The organism is Acinetobacter sp. AG3, from assembly GCF_022343575.1.
Classification (GTDB): Bacteria; Pseudomonadota; Gammaproteobacteria; order Pseudomonadales; family Moraxellaceae; genus Acinetobacter; species Acinetobacter guillouiae.
Genome location: NZ_JAKQZD010000001.1, coordinates 3,373,917 through 3,399,178, shown reverse-complemented (window position 1 = coordinate 3,399,178; position 25,262 = coordinate 3,373,917). Strand labels below are relative to the sequence as shown.

Annotated in this window: 19 protein-coding genes; 13 read left to right on the top strand and 6 right to left on the bottom strand. The window is 38.8% G+C overall.

Annotated elements, in window-relative coordinates; all coding sequences use genetic code 11:
• Positions 1-13 precede the first annotated feature (13 nt).
• The 4 genes from L3V46_RS15680 to L3V46_RS15665 form a co-directional block, all read right to left on the bottom strand.
• Positions 14-517: a chalcone isomerase family protein gene (locus L3V46_RS15680; RefSeq protein WP_004819755.1), complete on the bottom strand. Its 504-nt coding sequence runs from the start codon at positions 515-517 to the stop codon at positions 14-16.
• Positions 487-1,059: a hypothetical protein gene (locus L3V46_RS15675; RefSeq protein WP_004819758.1), complete on the bottom strand. Its 573-nt coding sequence runs from the start codon at positions 1,057-1,059 to the stop codon at positions 487-489. The genes L3V46_RS15680 and L3V46_RS15675 overlap by 31 nt, the downstream gene beginning before the upstream one ends.
• Before the next feature lie 323 nt (positions 1,060-1,382).
• Positions 1,383-3,533 carry a TonB-dependent receptor gene (locus L3V46_RS15670; RefSeq protein WP_239046213.1) on the bottom strand — a complete coding sequence of 717 codons (2,151 nt, stop codon included), beginning with the start codon at positions 3,531-3,533 and terminating at the stop codon, positions 1,383-1,385.
• Positions 3,534-3,619: 86 nt separating this feature from the next.
• Complete coding sequence (locus tag L3V46_RS15665; RefSeq protein WP_239046212.1) at positions 3,620-5,836, bottom strand: Ig-like domain-containing protein; 2,217 nt, start codon at positions 5,834-5,836, stop codon at positions 3,620-3,622.
• Between the two features lie 579 nt (positions 5,837-6,415).
• Between L3V46_RS15665 and L3V46_RS15660 the strand changes: the two genes are divergently transcribed.
• From L3V46_RS15660 to L3V46_RS15650, 3 genes are all read left to right on the top strand, one after another.
• Positions 6,416-6,922, top strand: coding sequence for a sigma-70 family RNA polymerase sigma factor (locus tag L3V46_RS15660; RefSeq protein ID WP_239046211.1), 507 nt, complete (start codon positions 6,416-6,418; stop codon positions 6,920-6,922).
• A 4-nt stretch (positions 6,923-6,926) separates the two neighbouring features.
• Positions 6,927-7,922: a FecR domain-containing protein gene (locus tag L3V46_RS15655; protein WP_239046210.1), complete on the top strand. Its 996-nt coding sequence runs from the start codon at positions 6,927-6,929 to the stop codon at positions 7,920-7,922.
• Positions 7,923-8,071: 149 nt separating this feature from the next.
• Positions 8,072-10,543, top strand: coding sequence for a TonB-dependent receptor (locus L3V46_RS15650; RefSeq protein ID WP_239046209.1), 2,472 nt, complete (start codon positions 8,072-8,074; stop codon positions 10,541-10,543).
• A 197-nt stretch (positions 10,544-10,740) separates the two neighbouring features.
• On the opposite strand, the gene proP is transcribed toward L3V46_RS15650, so the two are convergent.
• Both proP and L3V46_RS15640 read right to left on the bottom strand, forming a co-directional pair.
• On the bottom strand, positions 10,741-12,222 hold the full coding sequence (proP, locus tag L3V46_RS15645; protein WP_056516445.1) for a glycine betaine/L-proline transporter ProP: 1,482 nt from the start codon (positions 12,220-12,222) through the stop codon (positions 10,741-10,743).
• 462 nt (positions 12,223-12,684) lie between these two features.
• On the bottom strand, positions 12,685-13,119 hold the full coding sequence (locus L3V46_RS15640) for a hypothetical protein (RefSeq protein WP_239046208.1): 435 nt from the start codon (positions 13,117-13,119) through the stop codon (positions 12,685-12,687).
• Between the two features lie 205 nt (positions 13,120-13,324).
• Here L3V46_RS15640 and L3V46_RS15635 point away from each other — a divergent pair, with 205 nt between their 5' ends.
• The 10 genes from L3V46_RS15635 (at position 13,325) to L3V46_RS15590 (ending at position 25,155) form a co-directional block, all read left to right on the top strand.
• The gene (locus L3V46_RS15635) at positions 13,325-13,939 is read left to right on the top strand and encodes a MarC family protein (RefSeq protein ID WP_034615920.1); all 615 of its coding nucleotides are present in this window, start codon (positions 13,325-13,327) and stop codon (positions 13,937-13,939) included.
• Positions 13,940-14,225: 286 nt separating this feature from the next.
• Positions 14,226-16,430, top strand: coding sequence for a TonB-dependent siderophore receptor (locus tag L3V46_RS15630; protein ID WP_239046207.1), 2,205 nt, complete (start codon positions 14,226-14,228; stop codon positions 16,428-16,430).
• A gap of 294 nt (positions 16,431-16,724) precedes the next feature.
• On the top strand, positions 16,725-17,426 hold the full coding sequence (locus L3V46_RS15625) for a TetR/AcrR family transcriptional regulator (protein ID WP_004819783.1): 702 nt from the start codon (positions 16,725-16,727) through the stop codon (positions 17,424-17,426).
• Between the two features lie 621 nt (positions 17,427-18,047).
• Entirely contained in the window at positions 18,048-19,313 is a 1,266-nt protein-coding gene (locus L3V46_RS15620; protein ID WP_239046206.1) for an alpha/beta hydrolase, read from the top strand.
• 31 nt (positions 19,314-19,344) lie between these two features.
• Positions 19,345-20,232, top strand: a complete 888-nt coding sequence (locus L3V46_RS15615; RefSeq protein ID WP_239046205.1) for a VOC family protein — start codon at positions 19,345-19,347, stop codon at positions 20,230-20,232.
• A gap of 50 nt (positions 20,233-20,282) precedes the next feature.
• Positions 20,283-21,974, top strand: coding sequence for an AMP-binding protein (locus L3V46_RS15610; RefSeq protein WP_239046204.1), 1,692 nt, complete (start codon positions 20,283-20,285; stop codon positions 21,972-21,974).
• Positions 21,964-22,428 carry an acyl-CoA thioesterase gene (locus L3V46_RS15605; RefSeq protein WP_034615936.1) on the top strand — a complete coding sequence of 155 codons (465 nt, stop codon included), beginning with the start codon at positions 21,964-21,966 and terminating at the stop codon, positions 22,426-22,428. The genes L3V46_RS15610 and L3V46_RS15605 overlap by 11 nt, the downstream gene beginning before the upstream one ends.
• Positions 22,429-22,439: 11 nt before the next feature.
• The gene (locus L3V46_RS15600; RefSeq protein ID WP_004819791.1) at positions 22,440-23,585 is read left to right on the top strand and encodes an FAD-dependent monooxygenase; all 1,146 of its coding nucleotides are present in this window, start codon (positions 22,440-22,442) and stop codon (positions 23,583-23,585) included.
• 15 nt (positions 23,586-23,600) lie between these two features.
• Positions 23,601-24,356: an Asp/Glu racemase gene (locus L3V46_RS15595; protein WP_034615942.1), complete on the top strand. Its 756-nt coding sequence runs from the start codon at positions 23,601-23,603 to the stop codon at positions 24,354-24,356.
• 79 nt (positions 24,357-24,435) lie between these two features.
• Positions 24,436-25,155: an alpha/beta hydrolase gene (locus L3V46_RS15590; protein ID WP_239046203.1), complete on the top strand. Its 720-nt coding sequence runs from the start codon at positions 24,436-24,438 to the stop codon at positions 25,153-25,155.
• Positions 25,156-25,262 lie beyond the last annotated feature (107 nt).

Here is a 25,262-nt window from a genome sequence, read left to right as displayed (position 1 = left end):
TAACTTTATGTCGTTAATTTAAGAGCTGTTGTTTCAATTTAGCATTAAAAGGCTGTGAACCTAACCAAATTTTAAAATATTGATTGGCATGATCATTTTGGATATGACCTAATGTTTTCTGATTCAGTAAAAGTGTCAATGTGTGGGACGAATGGACGTAGCTTAAAGTGTATAAATCGCCATTTTTAACTGGTTTATAAAGCTGTGTAATTTGGTTCAGGGGAGATGTCTCTTTAAAATCAGGAATATTTTTCTTTAAAAAATGTGTGGCTGCACGTTTAAATGCCCATTCTGGGATATCTTGAGTATAAGAAAAATTCATTTGAATACTTTGCATATCCCAGGCTTTTTTACAAGACTCTGCAAAGTAGCTTACTTGACCGACTTGTTTTTTCCCGATTAAAAGGGCAGCTGTTGCACATTGTTGTACAGATGCAGCATGAATTGTTGACGTGCTGACGGATAAACCAGTCATACACGCAACACTTAAGATGATTTTTTGAATGCTAATAACCATGAATAAGCACCTCCTACATAAGGCAATTGACGATATAGGCCATTTGCAGGATCCCAAAAGTCTTGTTGAAAAATAATTTGATTATCTTTATTTACTTTAATTTCACTAATACCATATGACGCCATTTTTCTTTGCACACCAAAAATTTTGAACTCATAAGCCATATACCAATGTATATATGCAGAGTCTTGCTGATGGGTAGTATTTAATAATTTTACTTTGACATTGCTAACACGCTTATTCATACCTTTGAAATGTTCTAGTAAATTTTGTCGTGATGAGAACTGGGAAAGTGTGTCATTGATAAAAAGGTGCTCTGCATATAGAGAACTGGCTTTATTTATGAATTCTGGTGTACCTAAAGTATTGAAGGTAGATATGAAATGAGTGCCAATCTCTAATGCTTGGGTTTCTGTCAATGTCATACCCGTAATATTATTTCTGGCGGAACTATAATCTGAGGAATAACTTGGAATGCTTTTACATCCTGATAAACACATCAGTGCCAACATAGAGGCAAAGATTTTTTTTGGGTTTTTCATGATCATTATCCATTTTGAATTTTATTTAATACTGTAGATAAATCAGTGTGAACGAGATGTGAAGTTGGATAAAAAATTATCATTTTTGCCACATTAAAGTAGTCAGAGACATGTCTGAAAGCATTCCAGCACCACGAATATTTGTTATAGAACACCGCTTCCGCAAAATATTTAAAAGACCCTTAAATTGTTAAGGGTCTTTTTTTTGCTTTGATTTTATTTCACGTCTCCTATATAAACTTTGGATTGAAATAGAACAGATTAGATGATCATCATGTTGAATCTCTTTTCACAGGCGAGGGCAACAACCCAAAAATTTACATTCATTTATAATTATTCCATTTAAATTCAGCATTGATAAAATAAGTACGTTCCAGACCATTTAAACCACTATACGCAGCTCTATAGGTAGTATTGCCGAGGTTACGGATCCCTGCACTTAAATTGACATATTTATGATTAAAACCCGCATACAAGCTACCAATGGTATAAGAATCAAAGCCGCCTTTTTGTATGACTTGAGGTTCATTAAATACGGTCTGAATTTTGCCTTTCACCCATGGCTGTAACGGCAATTGGCTAAAGGTATATTTATAATGGCTGTTAATATCAATTGGATGTGCCGCAGCTTGCACAAAAACATCTTCAGAATCAATTTTATTAAAACTACCTGAAATACCAAAATCATGCACTTCATCCATATAATTGGCACTGAATTCCATACCCCAATTATTGACTTGGTCGGCATTATAATATCGGGTGGTGTCTTGGAAAAAGTCAGATTCACGATCATTAAAATCGCCTGTCGCTATATTGCATTTCCCGATACGAATACAACTTTCCAAACCAGCCCGATCAATAACTCTACGATTGGTTTTCGTCCAAATATATTGGTCAAAGTCGCTATAAAACACACTGGTATTTAACGCCCAATGATCATTGATGTATTTCCAAGCCACTTCGGCATGGTAGCCTTCTTCAGGTTGTAAAGCTAAACCTCCACCCAAAAAGCCACCAAACGTATAGCGTTCATACAAATCAGGTGCGCGGAAAGTACGGCTGATGTTGGCAGAAATATTTTGAGTATCGGTGAGGTGATATTGTGCTCCAAGCGCCCATGTTGGCTCGAATATGGTTTTTTCAGGGGTAATTCCCGAAATACCGATGAGTTGCGAGGCAAGTTCAGCATTTGCGCCTGGCAGTAATTTTTGTCGGGTTGCCCAATAATTGGCGCGTACTCCTGCAAAACCTGTCCATGTGCCGAAGTCATATTCTAAATTGGTAAAACCTGCATAATAATCTTGTTCAGAATACACCGCAGTGACGGCTTTATCTAAAACAGCTTCCAGACCAAAACTGGCTTGTAATTGATGCCAGTTTAAAAATAGATTGGCGTTAAAATTATTACTGTCTAAGGTTTCGGTATAACCGCCTTCTTGTTGGCGTTCTAATAAGGACTGTTTGTTATATTTAAAGGAGAAGTTATTAAAAATACCCAGATTGTCTTTACGATAAGTGATGGATTTTGATTCACGCTCTTTGCGTGCCAACAGCATCACCATTGCATCTTGCATGGTATTCCCATGTGCTGATGCAATATCTTTGCCGATCCATTGGTCATAATCGAGATCAATTTGGCTATCTGTAGCAAATTTGCCTGATAATTTGGCACTCAGTGATTCGGCGTCATAACCCAAATCTTTGACGGTGACTGTGCTATTCACTGCATTTAATGCATTGGTTTTACTAATCGCATATTTTTTATCAGCATCACCACGGACCCGATAGTCATTGGACGATTCTTTGGTATAAGTGACCTTTGCACCAAAATTATCCATGCCTGCGTTTAGACTGGTGGTGGAACTGGTTTTGTCATAACCCTCATCATAAGCGAATTTTTGACTGACCCCGATGCCTTGACTCATTTGTACAGGTTTGGTCTTGACGATAATGACGCCACCTGATGCACCCGGGTCGTAAATCACCGCAGGACTACCTTTTACCACTTCAATCATTTCAACGTTGTTAATATCCACCTGATTGATTTCACCAGAACCTGAATGGTCTAAACCTTGATTGGCGATTTTGATGCCATCAACAACACTGACCACGCGTTGCCCAGTCAGACCACGAATTTTTACATTTTTACCGAAAGCCCCAGTTTCGGTAATGGAAACACCAGGAATATCCCGAATCGCTTCTTTGACATCGGCTAAGCCTTCCTGCTGAATTTTTTCCTGACTGATGATCTGTTTGGAATAGGGTTTGTTAAACATTTCTTGTTGATTTTGTCGCTCTGCCTTGAGGACTTTTTCTGCTGTGACTTCAATGACAGGCAGTTTAGTGGGGTGTTCATCATTTATGTCGGTATCTTTCTTATTTTCTGCTGCATAGAGGTGATAGAAAGGAGAGTATCCACCAGCAATACACATGGCCAATAATAGATATCGTGGGAGAAAGGGAGGTGTGTTCATGACAGAAATCCAGTCAAAATAAACGCAGGGTTGCTGGCCCATCTTAAGAATGGAAACAGCAACCCGATTGAATGAGTATGTATGGCTTAGTCAGTGATCCAAGAACCATTAATTTCATTGACTTTTTTCAATGATTTTTCTTTTTCTGAGAAGCCACTGGTCAGTAAAGGAACACCAGCATGACTACCTGTCATATGCAAGCCAAATAGACCACCAATCCCAGCCAAAGTGACATTACCTGAAGCGTCAGCAGTGACATTGGTAATTCCACCCTCTAGATCCTTGATGTTACCCATGAGTTTGCCCGTGGTGGTATTGACAATACTACCGACTGTGTCAGTTGGATCTGTTGCTTGATTGGCACGTTTGTTCCATAACAATACATTACCTTCATAAATACCATTGGCACGGAATGCAGTGCGTTCAAAGTACATACGGCCAAACGTTGGGGTGACGCTGGTTTTGCTGGCTGTTGGCGCATTGAGTGGTAATTTATAAACGTTATAAACACGGGTTGCTGCTGCAGTTGGATTGGTCTCATTGACATAGACATAATCACCGACTGCCACCGCAGGTACTCGCATTGAAGTAAAGTACGGAATATCCTGATCAATGACGGCATTATCCAACGCTGTTTTTGTGGTTGTGGTTGCTGTATTTAACCAGCCTTGTTGATAGTTAAGGTTCATCTTGTCTTTAGATAACTTGGCCGCTTCGACAAATAAATAACCATTTTTGACCGCAGTAAGGTTCAGGTTATATGACAAAGCCACATTGCTTGAATTATTGGCTAAATCCGTACCAGTGCCATTATCATAAATTTTGCTTGCGCTGGTGCCTGTCAATTTCAGAATTTCGGCATTTTTAAAGACATAGGCGTTGCCAAATATGGTATGGGTGATCGCTGCATTTTGTGTATCAAGGTTATAATTAATCAATAAATAACCAGTATTACCTTCTGCCAAATTATCGACTACATTTGGCATGTTAAAGAAATTACTAAAGATACCCGCACCACCATGTCCACCACCAAATTTAAGTTGATGATGTTCAGGATTATAATTTGCAGGGTATTCTGCACCTGTTACATTCGCTAAGGTTTTTGCAGTTTTATCATAAGCATAAAGTGTTTTTACCCCTTCTTTTGCCAGATAAATATGGCTATCATTTTGTGCTAAGAAGTAGTATTGACCTGTTCCTCCACCAATATCAGTACAGGTGACCAAATCAACGGTACAGCTTTGTAAACGTGCAGCTTCATTACTTGCGGTTGGGTAGCTTCCTTTGACATAGGCAGCACTGTAGTTGACCAATACTGAATCAGTTTTACCTGTCGTGTTATTAACAACCGGCTTAATGGTCCGACCTTGTGTCACTTTGCCATCTGATAAACGTACAGTGATATAGGCATTTTTAATATTGTCAGACAGTTCGCCTCTAAAAATATCGGGTAGTTTGGCAAAAGTACGCAATTGCACATAAGAATTATCAATATCTGTTTCATTGAGATACATGGTTTGTGTATCGCCAATCACTTTCATTTCTGCGGTTTTTAATGCTGCTGGTAATGCTGCACTACTAAAAATGGTGGCTTGACTGTTTGGATTACTTGCATCAAATCGTTTTAGAATATTGTCGGTATAGAATGTATATTCAGTTGCTGTTGTTGCACCAGCTGGTGTGTAATTACGCGTTTCTTTAGATGCATTTGGGTCAAGGAAAATCGCATATTCTCGTTTTTTATAAACCGTCTTATCGCCATCTTTTGCAGCACTCATTACAAAGACACGATTGCCTAAAATCACGTTGCTGATACTGCTGTAATAGTCCTGTTTTTCGTTGTTAGGGTCATAACGGACAATTTGAGAGTTACCTGTTTCTGGGTTGGTGACTTTGTAGAATTGATAATCAAACACCGACTCAACTTGGGTATTAATCGTAATGCTCAGATCTGTGCTCAGTGAACCATCACTGACACTCACCACAAGTGTATCTGCGCCAACCACATTGCCTGCAATATAAGTAATCACACCTGTTTTACTGTCAATGCTGGCAGTGCCTAATTTTGGCGCAGTTTTGATGCTATAGGTGAGCGCGTTGTTCTCAGCATCTTTCGCCGTTACGCTAATTTTTTTACTGTCTAGGGTTTGTATGGTCAATGGGCTGATTGCATCAATTGTGGGCGCAGTATTGCTTGGTTTGTTGTCTCCACCACCACTACCACCGCCACCACAACCAGCAAGAATGGTACAGATTGAACTCGCAATCAGCGTTTTATGACCTATTTTCATTTTAGATAACATTGCTTTATCCTTTGCTTGATAAAAAAACTGGACAATCATCGTGGCTAGAAAGGGCAAGGCTTTGTTGGCTATATGATAATGATAATTATTTACATTAAAAATACTAATCTAATACAAAAACAGAGTCAATATAATATTTCTGTTTAGCATGTTGATATTTATTGTGAATTGATGAAATATCTCTTAATTAGATTCGGGTGGTGCCCATTTTTTAAGCGTGGAAAATTTTTATTGCTGTCACACAAGTCCTTTAAGATGAAGCGATATTTTGCAAGCCTTCACTCACAAAATATGTCCAATCTAGCTAATTTAAATTATTGTATAGTCACCAATTTTTTGACTACTTCTTCGCCTACTTCACGCGGTGATTGAGGATTTTGCCGTCAGCAAATAATAGTGTATGCATATATTGACATTCAGGGCTGTCCAATTTAAACCGCAAAGCTAAATAAGCTGCTACAGATTGGTTTGTGCAATAAAAGCGAGTTGGACAAGGGCGTGGTTAAGATGAAAATAATGATTGAATTTAGCCATTAAATTACTGATAATAATTATCATTCGCTTAAATAAACTTTTTCCATGTCTGCGTCGCTTTCCAATCATGATATTGCTCAGCTTTATCAAGAACATCATTCTTGGGTATATGCATGGCTATATAAAAAGTTAGGCAATAGTTCTGATGCAGCTGATTTGGCACAAGATACTTTCTTAAGAGTGATGGCACGACGACAGCAAATTGAATTATTGCAACCACGTGCTTATTTGACCACTGTAGCCAAAGGCTTGATGATCAATTGGATTCAACGTAAGCATATTGAGCGGGCATATTTAGACGTGTTGGCGCTACAACCTGAACTCGAAGAAATCTCTCCAGAACAGCACTGTTTGATTATTGAAAGTTTGCTTGAAGTGACACAATTGCTAGAGCAACTGCCTGTAGTGGTACGCGATACTTTTCTCTATGCGCAGCTTGAAGGGCTGAAATACGATGAGATTGCAGTCAAATTGGATATTTCGCTAAGTTCAGTCAAACGCTATATGAAAAAAGCGTATGTACATTGTCTGTCTGCGATGTTGGACGACTAAACCAATGTCAAAGCAGAATGAATCTGAACAACAACACAATCAAAAACAAGATCAACAACAGACGCAACAAATTTTAAATGAAGCGGCTGATTGGTGTATGCGTTTAAACCAAGGCGAGTTGAGTCCGCAAGAATTACAGCAATTACAGATCTGGCAGCAACAAAGTTCAGTGCATGCCAAAGTTTGGCAAAAAATGCAGCAACTGCATCATACTTTTGATCAACTCCCAACAGAAGTAGCACGGCCTATTTTAGAGCAAAGTACATCATCTTCATGGAAAAAACGCCGTCATTACATGTGGGTTTTGGCTGGTCTATCGTTACTGTATTTAGGTTATAGCTTAAATCAGCAGCAACAATGGACGGCGGACTATCGTACAAAAGTAGGTGAAATTGAAAAAATTAAACTCCCCGATGGTGGTGAACTGTATTTAGACAGCGCATCGGCAATTGATCTGGACTATAGCGCTAAGCAACGTAATGTCGTGCTAAGAAAAGGTCAGATCTGGATTAAAACTGCGAAAGATCAACAGCAACGCCCATTCTTTGTGCAAACTCAACATGGGCAAATGCAGGCTTTGGGTACTGAATTTTCAGTAGAGCTTAATCCAAAGCAGTCTTGGGTATTCGTCGAGCAAGGTGCGGTGAAATTACAACCACAACGTCATCCAACTCAGGCAGTGATTGTTGCGGCGGGTCAGCAAAGTCATTTGAATCGCGAGCAGGTCGCCGAGGTTACAAGTGCTGATCTTACACGCAACAGTTGGACGCAGGGCTGGATGATCGTGAATGATCTGCCGTTGTCTGAATTCGTACAGCGTATAGGAAAATATCAAAAGGGTTATATTGCTTTAGATGATGATATTGCTCAGATTAAAATATCAGGGACTTATCCAATCAATGATTTGCCAACGCTATATAGCATGTTGGCTGTCACCTATAAGTTAGACATCAATCGCTATGCACAGGGCTATTGGGTCAGTATTGGTGAAAAAAAATAATTTAAGGCTGACACTTTTTTAAAACTCAACTGGCAAGGCTAATAAGAGAACTCATTGGTATTCAATAGGGGGTTATGGTGTCTCTAGCATTGCAACACGCAAAAAATTTGAAAAAACCGAAACCATATAAAATAAGCCGCGAGAAAAAAATGCGTTATTCGGTCATGCATTTATTGGTACTGAGCAGCATGTTGGGTGTCAGTGCATTTAGCCATGCTGAAACAGCAGCAACTCAAAAGCATTATCAAGTGGCTTCAGGGGATTTGGGGCAAGCGCTTTCTAATTTTGCTCTACAGTCTAATATTGCATTGTCTTTTGATCCGAAACTGACGCAGGGGTATAAAACCAACGGTTTAAGCGGCAGTTTTGATATTGCTCAGGGTTTTCAACAGTTATTAAAAGACACAGATCTACAGCTTGTTCAACAAAGTCCACGGGTGTGGCGAATTGAACGACGTCAGATGTCGAAAACCACAACAGTTGCAAACACGGCAACGGATTCAGCCGTGGCAACAAATTCTCACACTGACAATCCAGCAGCGAAACTTGAGACCATTGTCGTAACTGCCAATCAGTTGGGGGAAATTACTGAAAATAGTGGTTCTTATACACCAGGTAAAATTGCCACCGCCACGCGTTTAGTGCTTACACCGAAAGAAACACCACAAACCATTAGTGTGATTACGCGACAGTTGATGGATGATTTTCAGTTAAATAATATTGATCAAGTCATGTCGCATACCCCCGGGATTACCGTATCTGCTTACGACAGTGAACGGACCAGTTATTACTCACGCGGTTTTGCCATTAATAATTTCCAATATGATGGCATTCCTTCTACGACTCGAAATGTCGGTTATGCTGCGGGTAATACGCTCAGTGACTCTGCTATTTATGACCGTGTCGAAGTACTCAAAGGGGCAACGGGCTTACTTACAGGGGTGGGATCTTTAGGGGCAACCATCAACTTAGTACGTAAAAAACCAACCGCAGAGACTCAAGCATCGCTGAGTTTAAGCGCAGGTTCTTGGAATAATTACCGTGCTATGGCAGATGTCAGTGGTTCACTGAATGATGAGCAAACTATTCGTGGACGTTTTGTGGCTGCGGGTCAAGACAAAGAATCTTTTATGGATCGTTATGAACGTAAAAGTGCTGTATTTTATAGCATTGTCGAAGCAGATTTAGGCGATAAAACTTTAGTTACACTGGGTGCTGATTACCAGAACAATGACCCTAAAGCATCGACATGGTCAGGCTCTTTTCCTTTATTTAATGGTGAAGGGGAACGTAATCCTGATCCCGATCGTTCCTTTAATAATGGTGCCAATTGGAGTGAATGGAAACAATATACCCGCACCATTTTTGCCAATGTACATCATAAATTTAATGACGATTGGGCACTGACTCTGCAATATGACCATAAAATTAATGGCTATGATGCAACACTAGGCACCATCCAAGGCTATTATCCTAAATTAGATGGTTCTGCTAATCTTTGGCCTTCTCAATATATCGGTCGTACTGTCAGTGATTCATTGGAGTTGTATAGCACAGGTAAGTTTGAGCTGCTTGGTCGGCAACATGATTTGGTCTTAGGCGCAAGTGGGGCTTATTCACGTTGGAAGGGGAAAGATTGGTATGGTGGCATGCAGGGTTATGATTCACATATTCCCGATTTTAGCCAATGGGATGGCAATATTGCACAGCCAAATTGGGGTGAGCCAAATGCCTATACCCATGACCGTACTTCACAATATGGTGCCTACGCCAGTACACGTTTAAATCTGTCAGATGATTTAAAGGTGCTCTTAGGCACCCGTATGATCAACTATAAAATGAAAGGCTTACAAGGTGTGGTTGAGGAAAAGAATCGCTTCATTCCCTATGTTGGGGTCGTCTATGACATTACTGATCGAGTCAGTGCTTATGCCAGTCTCAGCGATATCTTTATGCCTTATGATATCTGGTATAAGTCGTCAGCCAATAAAATCCTAGATCCAGACGAAGGTAAAAACTACGAAGGCGGCTTTAAGTTTCAATCCGATGATGCCAAGTTAAATGCCAGTATCGCTTATTTTGAAATCCATGAATCCAATCGTGCCATTGAGGACATTGTTTATAATGGCGCGCCAAGTAATCCCGCTGTTGATTTTGCATGGATTGGTGCGAAAGCCAAAACTAAGGGGGTAGAGATTGAAGCTTCTGGTGAGGTTTTCCCCAATGTCCAAGTGCAAAGTGGTTATACCTATAAGCAAATCAAGGACCATGATGGTGAAAAAATTTCAACATGGGAACCAGAACATCAATTTAATATCTCTACCCAGTATAAATTTGATCAGCAACTCGAAGGTTTGAGCGTGGGCGGGAATGTTCGTTGGCAGAACCACGGATGGCAAACGGTGTATAACAATGTCAAAAAACGTAGTGAAGTGATTGATCAGAAAGCCTTTGTATTGGTCGATCTAATGGCCAACTACCAGTTTAATGAACATTTAAGCACTGCGATTAATTTAAATAATATTTTTGATCAACACTACTTTACCAACATCGGCTTCTATAACTCTGGGGTCTATGGTGAGCCACGTAATTTTATGCTCAGCGTGAAATATAAGTATTAAGTCGTAAGTGAAGGTGGGGAGGAAACTGCTTATCTAAAACCAATACTCAACTAGGCAACTCAACCTCCTTTTTTGAAAAGGGGGGATGAGTATAATGTTGCTTAGTTTAAATAAAAAGTTTGTGAGATGGGTTATTGCGATGTTGTATTGAATGGCTTATCCAACACAATCATGCTGAATAAGCCCATTTAAAATCATTAATCAATATCAGGATGCTGCTTGGCGAGATGATCACGCTTTTCTTGCAACTCTTCGATTTTTTGATCAATTTTTTCGATTTTTTGCTCAATATTTCCATGATATTGTTCGAGAAGTTCTTCAGCTTCTTCAGTATCAACAGCCATTGGTTTTGCACCTTTAAGCGGTAAGTTGGCTGTTTCTTTAAGATAAATCGCAGTAATCACCCCAAAGCAACCACAAATCACCAAATAATAGGCAGGCACCATAATATTTTGAGTGGTTTCAACCAATGTCGCTGTGATGGTCGGGGTTAAACCTGCAATCACCACAGAAATATTAAACGCGATTGCAAGTGCACTATAACGAATTTCAGTTGGAAACAATGCAGGGAGGGTTGAAGCCATTATTCCAATCAACATATTCAGTGAAAGTGCCAACATCAACAGACCCAAGAAAATTAAATAAACATTATTGGTGGCAAGCAATATAAAGGCAGGGTATGACAAGACAATCAGCGCAATGCTGCCTGCAAAGACAAATGGGCGACGGCCAATTTTGTCACTGAGCATGCCTACAAACGGCTGTACAAAGAGCATTCCAACCATTACGGCAATAATAATCAGAACGCCGTGATTTTCTGAATAGCCTAAGTTATGTGAGAAATAACTTGGTAAATAGGTGAGTAGCATGTAGTAGGTAACATTGGTACATAGTACGAGTCCGACACAGACCAGTAGGCTGCGTTTATGTTCACGAAAAATTTGTTTAAAACCGACTTTTTGCGGTTTTTTCGATTGTGACTGTTCTTCGGCATGTGCCTGAAAGGTTGGTGTCTCATCTAAAGAGTGACGTAAATATAAGCCAATCAGTCCCAGCGGTAGCGCTAAATAAAAAGGAATACGCCAGCCCCAATCAACAAAGGCAGCTTCGCCCATGGAAAAGCTGATCATTGAAACGACACCCGCTCCAACAACAAAACCTAAAATAGAACCAAAATCCAGCCAGCTTCCCATGAAACCGCGCTTTCGATCAGGAGAATATTCCGCTACAAATATTGCTGCTCCAGCATATTCACCTCCGACCGAAAAGCCTTGTGCAATTTTTACAATGAGCAGCAAAATAGGGGCCCAAATCCCTATACTTTCATAAGATGGAATCAAACCAATACCAAAGGTACTGACCGACATGATAATAATGGTGATTGCCAGAATTTTTTGACGACCGTATTTATCGCCTAAATGCCCGAAAAATAATCCACCTAAAGGTCGAAATATAAAGGGTATAGAAAAGGTGGCAAGGGCCGCAATCATTTGTATACTGGGTGATGAATTGGGGAAAAAGACTTTACCCAATACATAAGCGACATAGCCATACACACCAAAATCAAACCATTCGATGGCATTCCCTAAAGCTGCGGCTTTAATGGCTTTTTTAGTCTTATCATAATCAATAATTTCGACATCATCGATTTCAAGTGGTTTGATTTTTCTTTTATACATAAATGGCTTAATCCTAATGAATGACAGTGTTAAAAAACCTCTTTAAAACACAATCAAAAAAAATTCATCATGAGCAGAAATGATTAAAAAATATAACGCTAGGTTACATTTAAGATTTCAATGTCATAGAATTTTAATAAATATCAATTGATTATAATTTTAGTTTTTTTGTGAATTTTATGTGTTGGGTAATCATGAACAAAATGTATGAGATCTGATGCAATTATGTAATAAGTTTAACGTATATAAATCAATCAAAAGGCTTGAGAATAGCAGTTGTGTTTCCTTTAGCTAACTTTGTTTTAACAAGGCTTAAAACTAAATTGAATCATAAAAAAATACTGAGATTAGAAAGAAGGTATTAGGATGGTGACTAAAGCAATGAATAGGCATTGATCCTCACAATTCAGCAAAACACATCAAAAAATTATTTCATATAAAACTTCTGCTTATATAGTCGAATTATAAAAAATCCGGATTTTTGACAACCTGCAACAGCTGAGGATTATCGATTGGAATTGAGAATATCACTCCATTGGTACTTTGAACAAAAGCAATATGATCTTTAATAATCGCCTTACAAAAAGGGTTACTGTTCTCCAAAAACAAAAACCACTGTAACTCATTTTTTAAAAACAGACCGACCACACCATCCCCACCAAAACTACCCTCACCATATCTTATCTGATAGTCTGCATAACTAATCTGCCCCATATAATCAAAATCAATAAGATCCGCTTTCTTTACTTCATCATCAAAGAAATTTAATTTCCTTACGATATCCACAGTTGCGTTATCTTTGTTTCTATAATCGAGAACAAATATTTCTCCATTGTGCAGAAAAATTCCATTTATAAATGGACATTGAAAATTATTGAATATCTCTGTTCGTTTCATATATGCAAGTCCTTGACTCGTTGCGGAACCTCGTTTGTGTAAGTCCTGATTATATTTTTTGTAAAAATAAGTGACTGAATCTTAATAAAATTTACAATTTTAATGATTAGTTAGACAAAGTATCCCCTTGTTGAGAAGTACAATTTTAGCAAAGTAAACTCTTTTTTTGATTTTGTTTCCTGATTTTGTTTTATGGAAAGCCATTATGTTTTCAAATTATATCCATCCATTTGTTTTGTTTTTCTCATTACTCAATCCGTTTTTAATGAGTATCTATATGATCGGGATGATTCGCCATACTGAAACCCATGTATTCAATAAAGGTTTGGCTCAAGGTGCCTTGATTGCTTATGTGGTTTTTATGCTTTTTGCATGGGGTGGTGAAGCAATTTTCAGCACTTACTTAAATGTTCGTTTTGAATCATTTCAGATTTTTGGTGGACTAATTTTCTTAGTGATTGGTTATCGCTTTGTATTTCAAGGCGCGGATACTATCGGAGAAATGAGAGGAACGCCTGCGCATTTGGCCAGTACCATGGCGATGCCATTTATGATTGGTCCTGGCACAATCAGTGCGGCTGTCGTAACAGGAGCGAGTATGTCTTTACTCGAATCCGCTGTGTTGATTGCTTTTACCTTATTTATTAGCTGTGGCATTTTAATGATCATGAAGTATGGGCATGACCATTTACGTTATAGCCATGCGAAATATATTGATCGCTATTTTGATATTGTTGGACGCTTATCTGCCTTGTTAATCGGCACAATTGCGATTGATATGATTGCAACTGGGGTTATTGGTTTGCTTGAAAAGTATTAATAATAATTTGTTTATATTCATGTTTTTTAGGTTAATTATCAAATAAATGCGATGACATGATTTACGCTGAGGTGAGGGATCTACATCAGGCCATGTCAAAGTTTATTCAGTAATATCATCGAGAAACCATCTTTTTAGCCTCTCAGATTGAGAGGCTGTTCCTTTTATAGCTTTGTCTAACAAAACGAATTTGAAGTAGAAAATAATGGAGGAATGTAGAGATATATGTTGTTTTTATGTGAAATATAACGATAATGATTTTTATTTAGATTAAGAGTTTTATTTCGTGAATAAATGGATTTCTCAAAATCGAATCTTTGCTAAAAGTGCAATTTATCTTGCACTTTATAGTTGTTGGATTGGGACAGCTTATGCTGCTACAGAAGCAACAACGGAACAAACACATGCTTTACCCATGATCGTTGTCACAGCAGAAAACAATACAGAAAATAACTACACTAAAAAGAATGCCAGTACATCGACTAAACTCGATTTGAGTATAAAAGAAACCCCACAATCGGTTTCAGTGATTACCCGCAAACAAATTGAAGATATGGGTGCGACAAATTTGGGTGATGCACTTTTAAATACAACAGGGATTTTGCTTACAGGGGATAATACGGAGAGGACCAACTTTTCTATCCGAGGCTTTAATGTTGGAGATGGTTGGAATTCAAATATATTGCAATATGATGGTGTTGCTGTAAATGCAAGTAATGTCACCTCCTCTAAACCAGATATGGCAACCATTGAAAGTATTGAAGTATTACGAGGGGCAGCAGGGTTAATGCAAGGTTCAGGAGACCCGTCTGGTGCAATTAATCTTATTCGTAAAAAACCAACAGAAGTTTTTCAGGCGAGTGGTGCTGTCAGTTATGGTTCATGGAACACTGTACGCGGAGAAATGGATGTCTCTGGTCCATTGAATCAATCTGGAAGCGTGCGTGGTCGTTTAGTGGTGGCAGGTCAAGATGGTGATTCATTTATGAAGTCTGTTACTCGTGATTCTAATGTTTTGTATGGAATCGTGAGCAGTGATTTAACTGAAAATACGCTATTGAATATTGGATATTCACGTCAAGGTGAACATGCAGTTCCCGTCAATACAATACCTAACTATTTCAATGGTCAAAAAATAGGTATCGATAATTCCAACTGTGGTTGTGATTACAGAGATTTTTGGGATAAAACCAATAGACAAGCTTTCTTAGATATAAGCCATAAATTTAATAATGGATGGGAAGTAAAAGCCAGCTATATGAAGGCAAACTATGCTATGGATATGGCATTTACTTCATTGAGCGTGGCTCCAAAAACCACAAGTGCTGATGATGCTTTAGCAACTGTTTATAAGTACGGATATAACTATGAGCAAAAATTAGATATTTATGATTTTTTTGCAAAAGGGACATATCAATTATTCGGCCGTGAGCATGACTTGGTATTTGGTGCAAATCACAGTAAAAGTAATATTACAGGGGCTTGGACAAGTTGGGACCAAGTGCTTGAAGATTATAGTTTAGTTGGCGGAGGGGAAACACCGACACGTGACTATTTATACGTCAATATTAAAAATTACAGTCCTTATCAGCTACCTTATATCGCACCACGTTATCAAAATACCAGCGCTGATCAAGTACGCCAGACAGGATACTACCTCACCACTCGTTTAAATATTATTGATCCGCTCAAAGTTATTGCAGGTGTGCGCCAAAGCAATTATGAAAGTGTCAATGAATATAAGAAATCAAATATTTTAACACCATACTTTGGGCTTACTTATGCGATCAATGATGCATTGACTGCATATGCGAGTTATACCGATACTTTTGTTGTGCAAAATGTCAAAGATCGTAATGAGACATTACTTGATCCAGTGCAGGGGAATGTTTATGAAATTGGATTAAAAGCAGGGCTTTGGGATGATCGTTTAATTGCATCAGTTGCTGGGTTTAAAACCAATCAAATTAATCGCTCAATACGAGATGAAAGCACCAAAGGCCAATGCCCATTTAACGGTGGCGAGGCTTATTGTAATGTTGCATCGGGTGAGGTGATCAGTAAAGGGATTGAAACTGAGATTCGTGGTGAAATTATACCCAATCTTAATTTGAGTTTTGGCTACACATACAATACTACGGAATATGCGAACGATCCTACAAATCAAGGTTTGGTTTTTAATGAGGATACACCTGAACATATTGCACGTTTATTTGCGACCTATAAGTTTGCAAATAATTTAATCCTAGGCGGCAGTGCAAATTATCAAAGTACTTGGAAAGTGGGGCGTTATAGCGAATATCCTTATCGTCAGCCTGGATATACGATTGCTAACTTGGTGGCGAGTTATCCACTAAGTGATAAAGTGAATATTGCATTGAATATCAATAATATTTTTGACAAAGAATATTATTCACAAATTTATAGCGATGGAACTATTCGTTTTGGTAATCCGCGAAATGCAACGCTCACCTTACGTGCAAAGTTTTAAATCAATCGAAAGATGGCTGATATTTTCAGCCATTTTCAGGTCGAAACACAATTATTAAAACTTATTTTAATGTTCGTTTAGCGTTATTTTAGATTTTTGCTGGATGAATTTTCTTGGTTGTTGGCTATCGTTTTATACTTTAAAGAGCGAATACAATTGAAGAGATAAGCGCAATGCCCACACCTTTGGCGAGTGCTAGGGTTAGGCCTTTTATACTTAAAGTAAAAATTAACACAAATAACGAAATATAAGTAAACTACAATTCTAATAATTGATCAGGTTTCATGTAGTTTTATGTTCGATAAGCCAAAACCGATGAAGAGCCGTCATAATGGGCGTAATGAAATGCAAAGAGAATCTATTTTAAAAGCAGCATCTAAGTTGTTTATCGAAAAAGGATTCGGTGGTACCAGTATGCATGATATTGCTGAATTATTAGCTGTTACACGTCCTGCAATTTATTACTATTTTCCAAATAAAGAATCAATTCTAGAAGCACTGACGGATGAAATTACGCGTGAAGCAAGTAATCTAACCAAGAATATCTTAGATCGGAATGATCTCGCACCAGAAGAATTACTTCGAGAGCTTATTATCAAACATGCGATGTTAATACTCACCCATCCTATACAGTTTAGAGTGGTAGAACGTAGTGAGAGTAGTTTATCTGAAAAGGGTAGAGCGACTGCTGAAATTTCAAGAAAATCAGTGCTATCAAATTTTGTACATGTGATTAAAATGGGGGTAAATGCGGGTGTTTTCCAAGTAGCAAATGCTCATATGGCTGCTTTTTCAATGATTGGCATGTGTAATTGGACGGCATGGTGGTTTGAAGGCGATGCTCAAGAAGCCAGTCAAATTGCACAGCAAATTGCAGAATTGGCACTTCGTTCAGTGTTAAAACAACAACAATCAGAATTTCGTTCGACTTCTCCACGAGAGAGTTTGCAAATTCTTAGAGATCAATTAGATATTTTAGAGAGCCAATTGCCATAAATATAGAACGTTAATTTTGATGAAAATTTAGTGAGATATTGATTTCACTATATAATTTTTACTTTATAGAATAAAAAGATACGGTTCATATTCAAAACAGCAGAAGTCGGTGATTTGTCGGTTTTTCTAGGTTGTATAGAGCTTAGATAGCGCTCATTTTATCTATAATTCTGTGTGTTTTATCGAGCCCATATAATTGAGCGTCACAAAACAAATTTAAAAAAATTCAAAAAAAACAAAACTCACTTTTATGAGAGAAAGCAATTCAGGCTTAGATGAGTTTTGCAATAAATACTGATAGAACTAAGAAAATATTGCCTCAATAAGATCTATCTCTCTTAGATATAAAAACTTAAGAATTTTTTAAATTTAACCATTTTATATTTTTATTTTTTATAAATTTACAGATATGTAAAAAATTTTACAGTAATAAAATAGGCGTCTAATAATTTTATAAAAATTATAATCTATTGTTTTTACTATTTTATTTTTCTAATTTCTTTATCAATTTAATGCTCATTTTTGTGATGTTTTTACTTATTTTACTATTATGTAAAATATTTGACATGTATGTCAGTTTGTTCTAGATTAAATCAATACAGGAATGTAGGTAAGCGATTCATGATGAATTCAACAAAAAGTACCGTACAAGCGATTGCTGGATTTTTAAATACGGATTGGAATCCAAGAGATATCCCTACGGATACAGTGACGCGTAATGTGGTATTGCGCACAGCAGACCAAGCCGCTACAGGTGGTTCGTTATATATGCCAGCACAAGGAACTGATACGGTTGTTTGTATTATGCATCCACGTGAATTTATGGCGTGTCACTATTTAATCCCAGATGTTGTTGCGGCGGGTTATGCTGCATGGTCGCAGTTTCCACGCTCTGTCGGCAATGATTTACGTCTTGAACATGAATTGGCATTACACGATGTCGCTGCTGGATTGCATTTTTTAAAGGAACAAGGGTTTAAGCAAATTATCTTGTTAGGAAACTCTGGAGGTGTGGGGCTATTTTCTTTTTATGTTCAACAGTCTAGTTTGCCCCCAGAACAAAGAATTAAACATACGCCGGGAGGGAGACCTACAAAATTAGAGCAACTCGATATGCCGAAAGTAGATGGTTTAATTTTTGTCGGCCCTCATCCAGGTCAAGGCGCATTACTTTTAAATTGTATTGATCCATCGGTTATTGATGAAAACAATGCTTTGCTTGTCGATCCATCTTTGGACCCGCTCAATCCAGAGAATGGTTATAAAGGAAAACAAAATACCCATTATCGTGCTGAATTTATTGCGCGCTATCGTGCTGCACAAAAAGCACGGGTCGCCCGTTTAGATGCGTATGCTCATGAATTAATTAGCCGCCGACTTGAAGCCCGTAAGCGAGTCAAAATAGCAGGAACATCAGCAACCATAGAAGATCGGCGTTTGGCGGCACATACTCCGATTTTTAATGTGTGGCGTACAGATGCCGATTTACGTTGTTTTGATCTGTCACTTGATCCATCTTTGCGTAAATTTGGGTCTTTGTGGGGAAGTGATCCATTTACCTCAAATTATGGTGCTGTGGGTTTTGCTCGGCAATGTACCCCTGAAAGCTGGCTGTCTACATGGTCAGGTTTATCTTCCAATGCAACCTTAGAAAAAACCATTTCATCCCTGCATCAACCGATTTTGGTGATTGAATATACAGGTGATCAAGCTTGCTTTCCCGAAGAAGTTCAGCACGTCTTTCACGCCCTACCGACACAAGATAAACAACATTTATGTATTGCAGGAGATCATCACGGTCGTGCCTTAAATCCCGAAGATGAACCTGGGCGTTTGGAAGCAGGACGGCAGATTGCTGTTTGGCTTAAGCGTACTTTTCCAAATTGATATTCAACGAGACACGTTGAGGAGTTTTATGATGAAAACCGCTTCTTCATCAAAATTGGTGCTTTGTGGTGTAGACCATACTGCTAGACCGACATGGAAGTTAAAAGAAACGGTCGAGTTTTATCGAGATATTTTAGGCTTGCCCCTCATTCATGTGATTTCAGCCCGAGGCTGGGGGCCTGCTACACATCCAGATTTTTTACACTTTTTCTTTGATAGTGGTCATGGCAGCACGATTGCATTTTTCTACTATCTCGGTAGTGATGTACCAGAACAAATGCAGGGCAGAGACAATGCTGCACCATTACCCGAAGATCATGTGTTTGATGCAACGCATACGGCTTGGTTAGTAGAAAACCCAGACGAATTAAAAGCATGGAAACAGCATCTGGAATCTAAAGGTTTAACGGTTTCTGCTGAAACCACGCATGAAGTGATTGAATCAATTTATGTGCGTGATCCAAATGGTTACTTCATTGAGTTTACGCGTAAATTAAGACCACTGGTTCAAGTCGATGCTGATGATGCTGCACTGACTTTAGCAGCCGCAATTGCTGCGGAAGAAGAAGCTAGGTTGCGTGGACAACGTATCACTGAGATTGATCAGATATGGCATAAAAAGGCCATGTTTATTGAACAGGTACCTCAAGCAAAGCTTGAGATTTATGTACCAAAAGTTGAGGAGTTTTCTGCCTTGGTACGCAGTGCTGAAACGCAAGCAGGTTGTACCGTCAGCTCAGATCATCCTGTCTATCACATTATTCGATCCAATGCGCCTATTGAGTTTCGCCGTAAAGCGTTGGGATTAAAACCCGCTGTTTGGTGGGGGCTATTTACAGGTGGTATCCATGGTCGTATCGAAAGTTATGATCGAGATCAAGTCCGTTTAGTGCCAGCCATGGAGTCAATCAAATTGTGAGTTAACCGTTTAGATCAGGAAAAGATCGCATAAAAAATAGGGAGAACAAGATGAGTAGGATACTCAACCCAATACAAGGTGTTATTTATCATCCAGCTGAAAATGCTAAAAAATGGATTGAAAGTGGTGCGTGGATTAATGACACGCTTGGAAATTCACTAAGGAAAATTGCACAACGTTATCCAGATAAATTGGCCTTTATCAGTGATGAGCGCAATTTAACTTTTCAGGAACTGGATCATCTGACAGAAAGATTGGGCGCAGCATTACTCAATCATGGCTTGGAAACAGGTGATCGAGCAATTTTTCAGCTGGGGACGAATATTGAGACCATTCTGGTTTTAGTCGCCTGTTTTAAAACAGGCATTATCCCCGTGTGCTCTTTACCTCAGCATCGTGAAGTTGAAATTCGACAATTGGTAGAGAAAAGTGCGGCAAAGGCTTACTTCGTACAAGCTGACTTTAGTCCTAATTTTGATTTGGTGGCATTTGCCCAATCGATGCTGGAGCAATCGGAAAGTCTTGAAAAGTTGATTGTGATTCGTGGACAAGACGAGGGTTTGACTCATCTCAATGATCTGATTGCCACGATTGATTTAGAAACAGCAAAACTAAAGATGCAAGATGTGCAGCTAGGTGCAGAAGATGTACTCAGTTTTCAGTTATCAGGCGGTACAACAGGCATTCCAAAAATTATTCCACGTTTTCATGCTGAATATCAGGGCCATAGTCTAGGTTGGATGCGAACCTATGGCATTGATACAGACAGTAGGGTGATTTGGTCTTTACCGATTGTACATAATGCTGGAACAATTTATGCCTTGGTGTCGGTGATTAGCTTTGGTATTTCCGCAGTCATTATGCCAAAGGTCGATATTAAACGTATGTTGCAACTGATTGAAATACATAAAGTCACCCATGCACTGTCGATTGGTCCAATTGCACCGCAGCTGATGGCATATCAAGCCATTCAACAACATGATTTATCTTCTTTAAAGCTGTTTTGTACTATGTGCCGTGCCGATATGTTAGAGCAGCATTTAGGGGTGCCATGTTCCAATTTATATGGCATTACTGAAGGATTGTTATTGGGCTCGGGTGCTGAGGCGCCTATATTTCAAAGACATCATTCCCATGGTGTTTCGGGTTGCCCTGAAGATGAATTTTGTCTGCTCGATCCTGAATCAGAGCAACAAGTCAAATTGGGTGAAATGGGCGAATTATGTTTTAAAGGACCTGCCACATTACCTGGTTTTTACAATGCAGCTGATATTAATGCCAGTGCTTTTACCCAAGCGGGTTTTTATCGTACCGGTGACATGATGACTGCGCATCAAATAGAGGGTGGTGTCATTTGTTATACCTTTGAAGGTCGGTTACGTGACAACGTCAATCGAGGTGGTGAAAAGATTGGCTGTGAAGAGGTAGAGGCATTCATCTGTAAACACCCATCAGTTGCCGACGCTAAATTAGTGGCAATGCCTGATCCAATATATGGTGAAAAGGGTTGCATTTTTATTATTGCGAATCTCAATTGTACTGTGCCAAACGTCGCAGCGTTGGCAGCATTTCTGATTGATCAGGGGCTTGCCAAATATAAGTGCCCTGAGCGTATTGAAATCATAGCTGAATTTCCTCTGACCAATGTCGGTAAGCTGAATAAGCCTGAACTAAAACGGATCATCACCGAAAAATTACATGAAGAGCAGGCCAGAGCGAGAGGTGCCTATGATGCAATGTAATGAACAGGTGATCAGCACGCTGCCAGTGGTAATTCGCCGCCGTGTACGGTGGTTGGAATGTGATCCAGCAGGTGTGGTCTTTACAGGTGTGTTTTCAGACTATGTGGTTTCGGCTGCGGAATGGTTTTATGAAATTTTACTGGGTGAATACTCACAAAAGGCAAAGTCAGCACATGGTTTTGGAACCCCGACTCGAGGATTGAGCTTTGATTTTAAGCGTTCATTAAAACCAGATGAAATCTTTGATCTGACCGTTATGGTGGAAGAGATTCATAGCCGTACTTATGTTTTGAATATTACAGGGCGGACTTTAGATCAAAATATAATTTTTATTTCAAAACTGACACCTGTCTGTATTGCTGTTGATGAGCGGCGTTCGATTGATATCCCATCTACATTTCGTTTGGCTTTAGAACATTATCAAAGTCAGTGTTTATTACAAAATTTGGCGTAGGAAATCCAGTTATGAAAATTGCAGTGATCGGAGCTGGCCCAGCGGGATTATATTTCTCATTATTGGCTAAAAAGAATAATCCTCAGCATGAAATTACCGTCTATGAGCAAAACCGCCGTGGTGCAACTTATGGTTGGGGCGTGGTGTTTTCTGATATTGGCTTGGCCTTTTTAGAAGATGCTGATCCGGAATTTTTTAAAGAATTCACAGATCATCATGAATGCTGTGACTATATGGAAATCGTACATCGAGACAGTCGAGTACAAGTACATGGCAATCATTTTTCCCGTACTTCAAGAATTGATATGTTAAATACATTGAATACTGCATGTGAAGCTATTGGTATTGAGATTCAGTATGAACATCAAATGCTAGATATCGAAACTTTATCTCAACAGGTTGATCTCGTGGTTGCAGCTGATGGTGGCAATAGTGCGATTCGTAAACAATATCAAGCCCACTTTCAGCCACAATTTGAACAACGTCGTAATAAATTTGTCTGGTATGGCACACGGCAACGTTTCCATCCCGTATCGCTGATTTTCCGTCCATATCATGATGCTGGTGTCTTTATTGCGCATGCTTATCAATATAGTTCAGAACTGAGTACGTTCTTGGTTGAAGTTGACCCAGAAACATGGAAAGCCTGCGGTTTGGACCAAATGAATGAAGATGAAAGTCGAGATTTCTGTGCCAAAGTTTTTGCGCGTGATTTAGGTGGTAATGAATTACTCACAAACCGTTCCTTATGGTTTGAAGCCAATATTGTTAAGAATCAGTGTTGGACATATAAAAATATTGTATTGCTTGGCGATGCGTTAAGAACTGTTCATTTTTCTTTGGGATCTGGCACACGTATGGCGATGCAAGATGCAATTGCATTACATGAAGCGATCGTCAAGGCTCCAGATGATCTTGCCTTAGCTTTTCAACTGTTTGAACAGCAACGTCGTCATGCCTCTTCCTCATTTCAGACAGCCGCAGCTAAAAGTCTTGACTGGTATGAAAATGTTGCGACTCGGTTAGATTTAGATCCAATCAGTTTTACCTATGACTATATGCGCCGTACAGGCAAAGTCAGTCATCAGGATTTAAAACAACGCGATCCACAGTTTATTGCAGCATACGAGCGTCTGCATCCAGATTTTAATGATTGATAAAAGGATTTAGAAATGAGCAAGACAAATTATCGGATAGGGCAAATCGTCCCTAGTTCGAATACCACGATGGAAACTGAAATTCCAGCGATGTTTCGTATGAGAGAAGAACTCTATCCAGATGAACAATTTACTTTTCACTCCAGCCGTATGCGGATGCACCGAGTGACCAAAGAAGAACTGCTTGTAATGAATGCAGAAAGTTTACGTTGTGCTGCAGAGCTTGCAGATGCGCGTGTGGATGTGATGAGTACAGCATGTTTGGTGGCCATTATGGCAATGGGTGCAGGCTATCATCGGGAAACTGAAAAAGCCTTAACAGAAGTTGTTCGGGCAAACCATTGTTTAGCCCCAGTAATGACTTCGGCTGGAGCATTGGTCGATGGTTTAAAAAAATTGGGCGCAAAGAAAGTGTCATTAATGGCGCCCTATATGCGACCTTTAACTGATCTGGTGGTGCAATATATCGAGCATGAAGGAATTGAAGTGATTGATTCTATTTGCTTTGAGATCCCAGATAACTTGGAGGTGGGGCGACGTGATCCGATGTTGTTATTAGAAGATGTTAAGCATTTAAATACACAAGGTGCAGATGTGGTGATCGCTTCGGCATGTGTACAAATGCCATCCTTAGCTGTGATTCAGAAAATTGAAGACATGCTAGGGATACCAACCCTATCAACTGCTGTATGTACAGTACGAAAAATGATGGATGAATTAGGCATTGTGCCTGTTGTTCCACATGCAGGTGCTTTATTGGCGGGTCATTGAATATAAGCCAATACTGAAAAAAGCGTTGTGTGAGAGTTTTAATATGGATATTTAATTTTAAAATATGAGGAATACAAAAATGTATACATTTGTATTGATACATGGAGGTTGGCATGATGGTGATTCATGGCAAGAGGTTGCAAAGGAATTAAGAGAGAAAGGTCATACTGTTCATACACCGACAACAGCAGGTCATGGTCCAAACGTAGATCGTAATGTGAATCATGCTCAAAGTACGCAATCAATTGTGGATTATATTATCGAGCATAATTTAAATAATATTATTTTACTTGGGCATAGTTATGCTGGATCGATTATTTCTAAAGTGGCTGAAGCTATTTCGGATCGAATCCAGCGTTTAATTTACTGGAATGCCTTTGTACTGAACGATGGTGAAAGTATGGTCGAGTATTTACCAAATGATTATGGGAAGATGTTTAGTGTGTTAGCACAAGTATCTAATCATCAAAGTATTATGTTGCCTTTAGATGTGTGGAAAGCAACTTTTATCAATGATGCAGATGAGGAAATGGCAGAAAGAACCTATAAGAAATTGAATCCTGAACCCTATCAACCTTTTTTAGACCAATTAGATTTAAAAAAATTCTATACATTAGATATTCCAAAGAGTTTTTTAAATTGTCTTGATGATTTAACGATGCCAACAGGTTTTTGGCATCCACAAACATCAAGCCGCCTAGGTATATTTAAATTGGTTGAAATGTCTGGTAGTCACGAAGTCATTTTTACCAATCCAGTGTTATTGGCAGAAAAAATTATTGAAGCTTCAGAGGAATAGTTTGTAGAACAATACTAAAAGTATACGATTTTAATAATATTTAATGTCGTATTTAAAGCAAGAACAAGCACAAATTTTGCAACCACAATGAACTTTATTTTTTATAA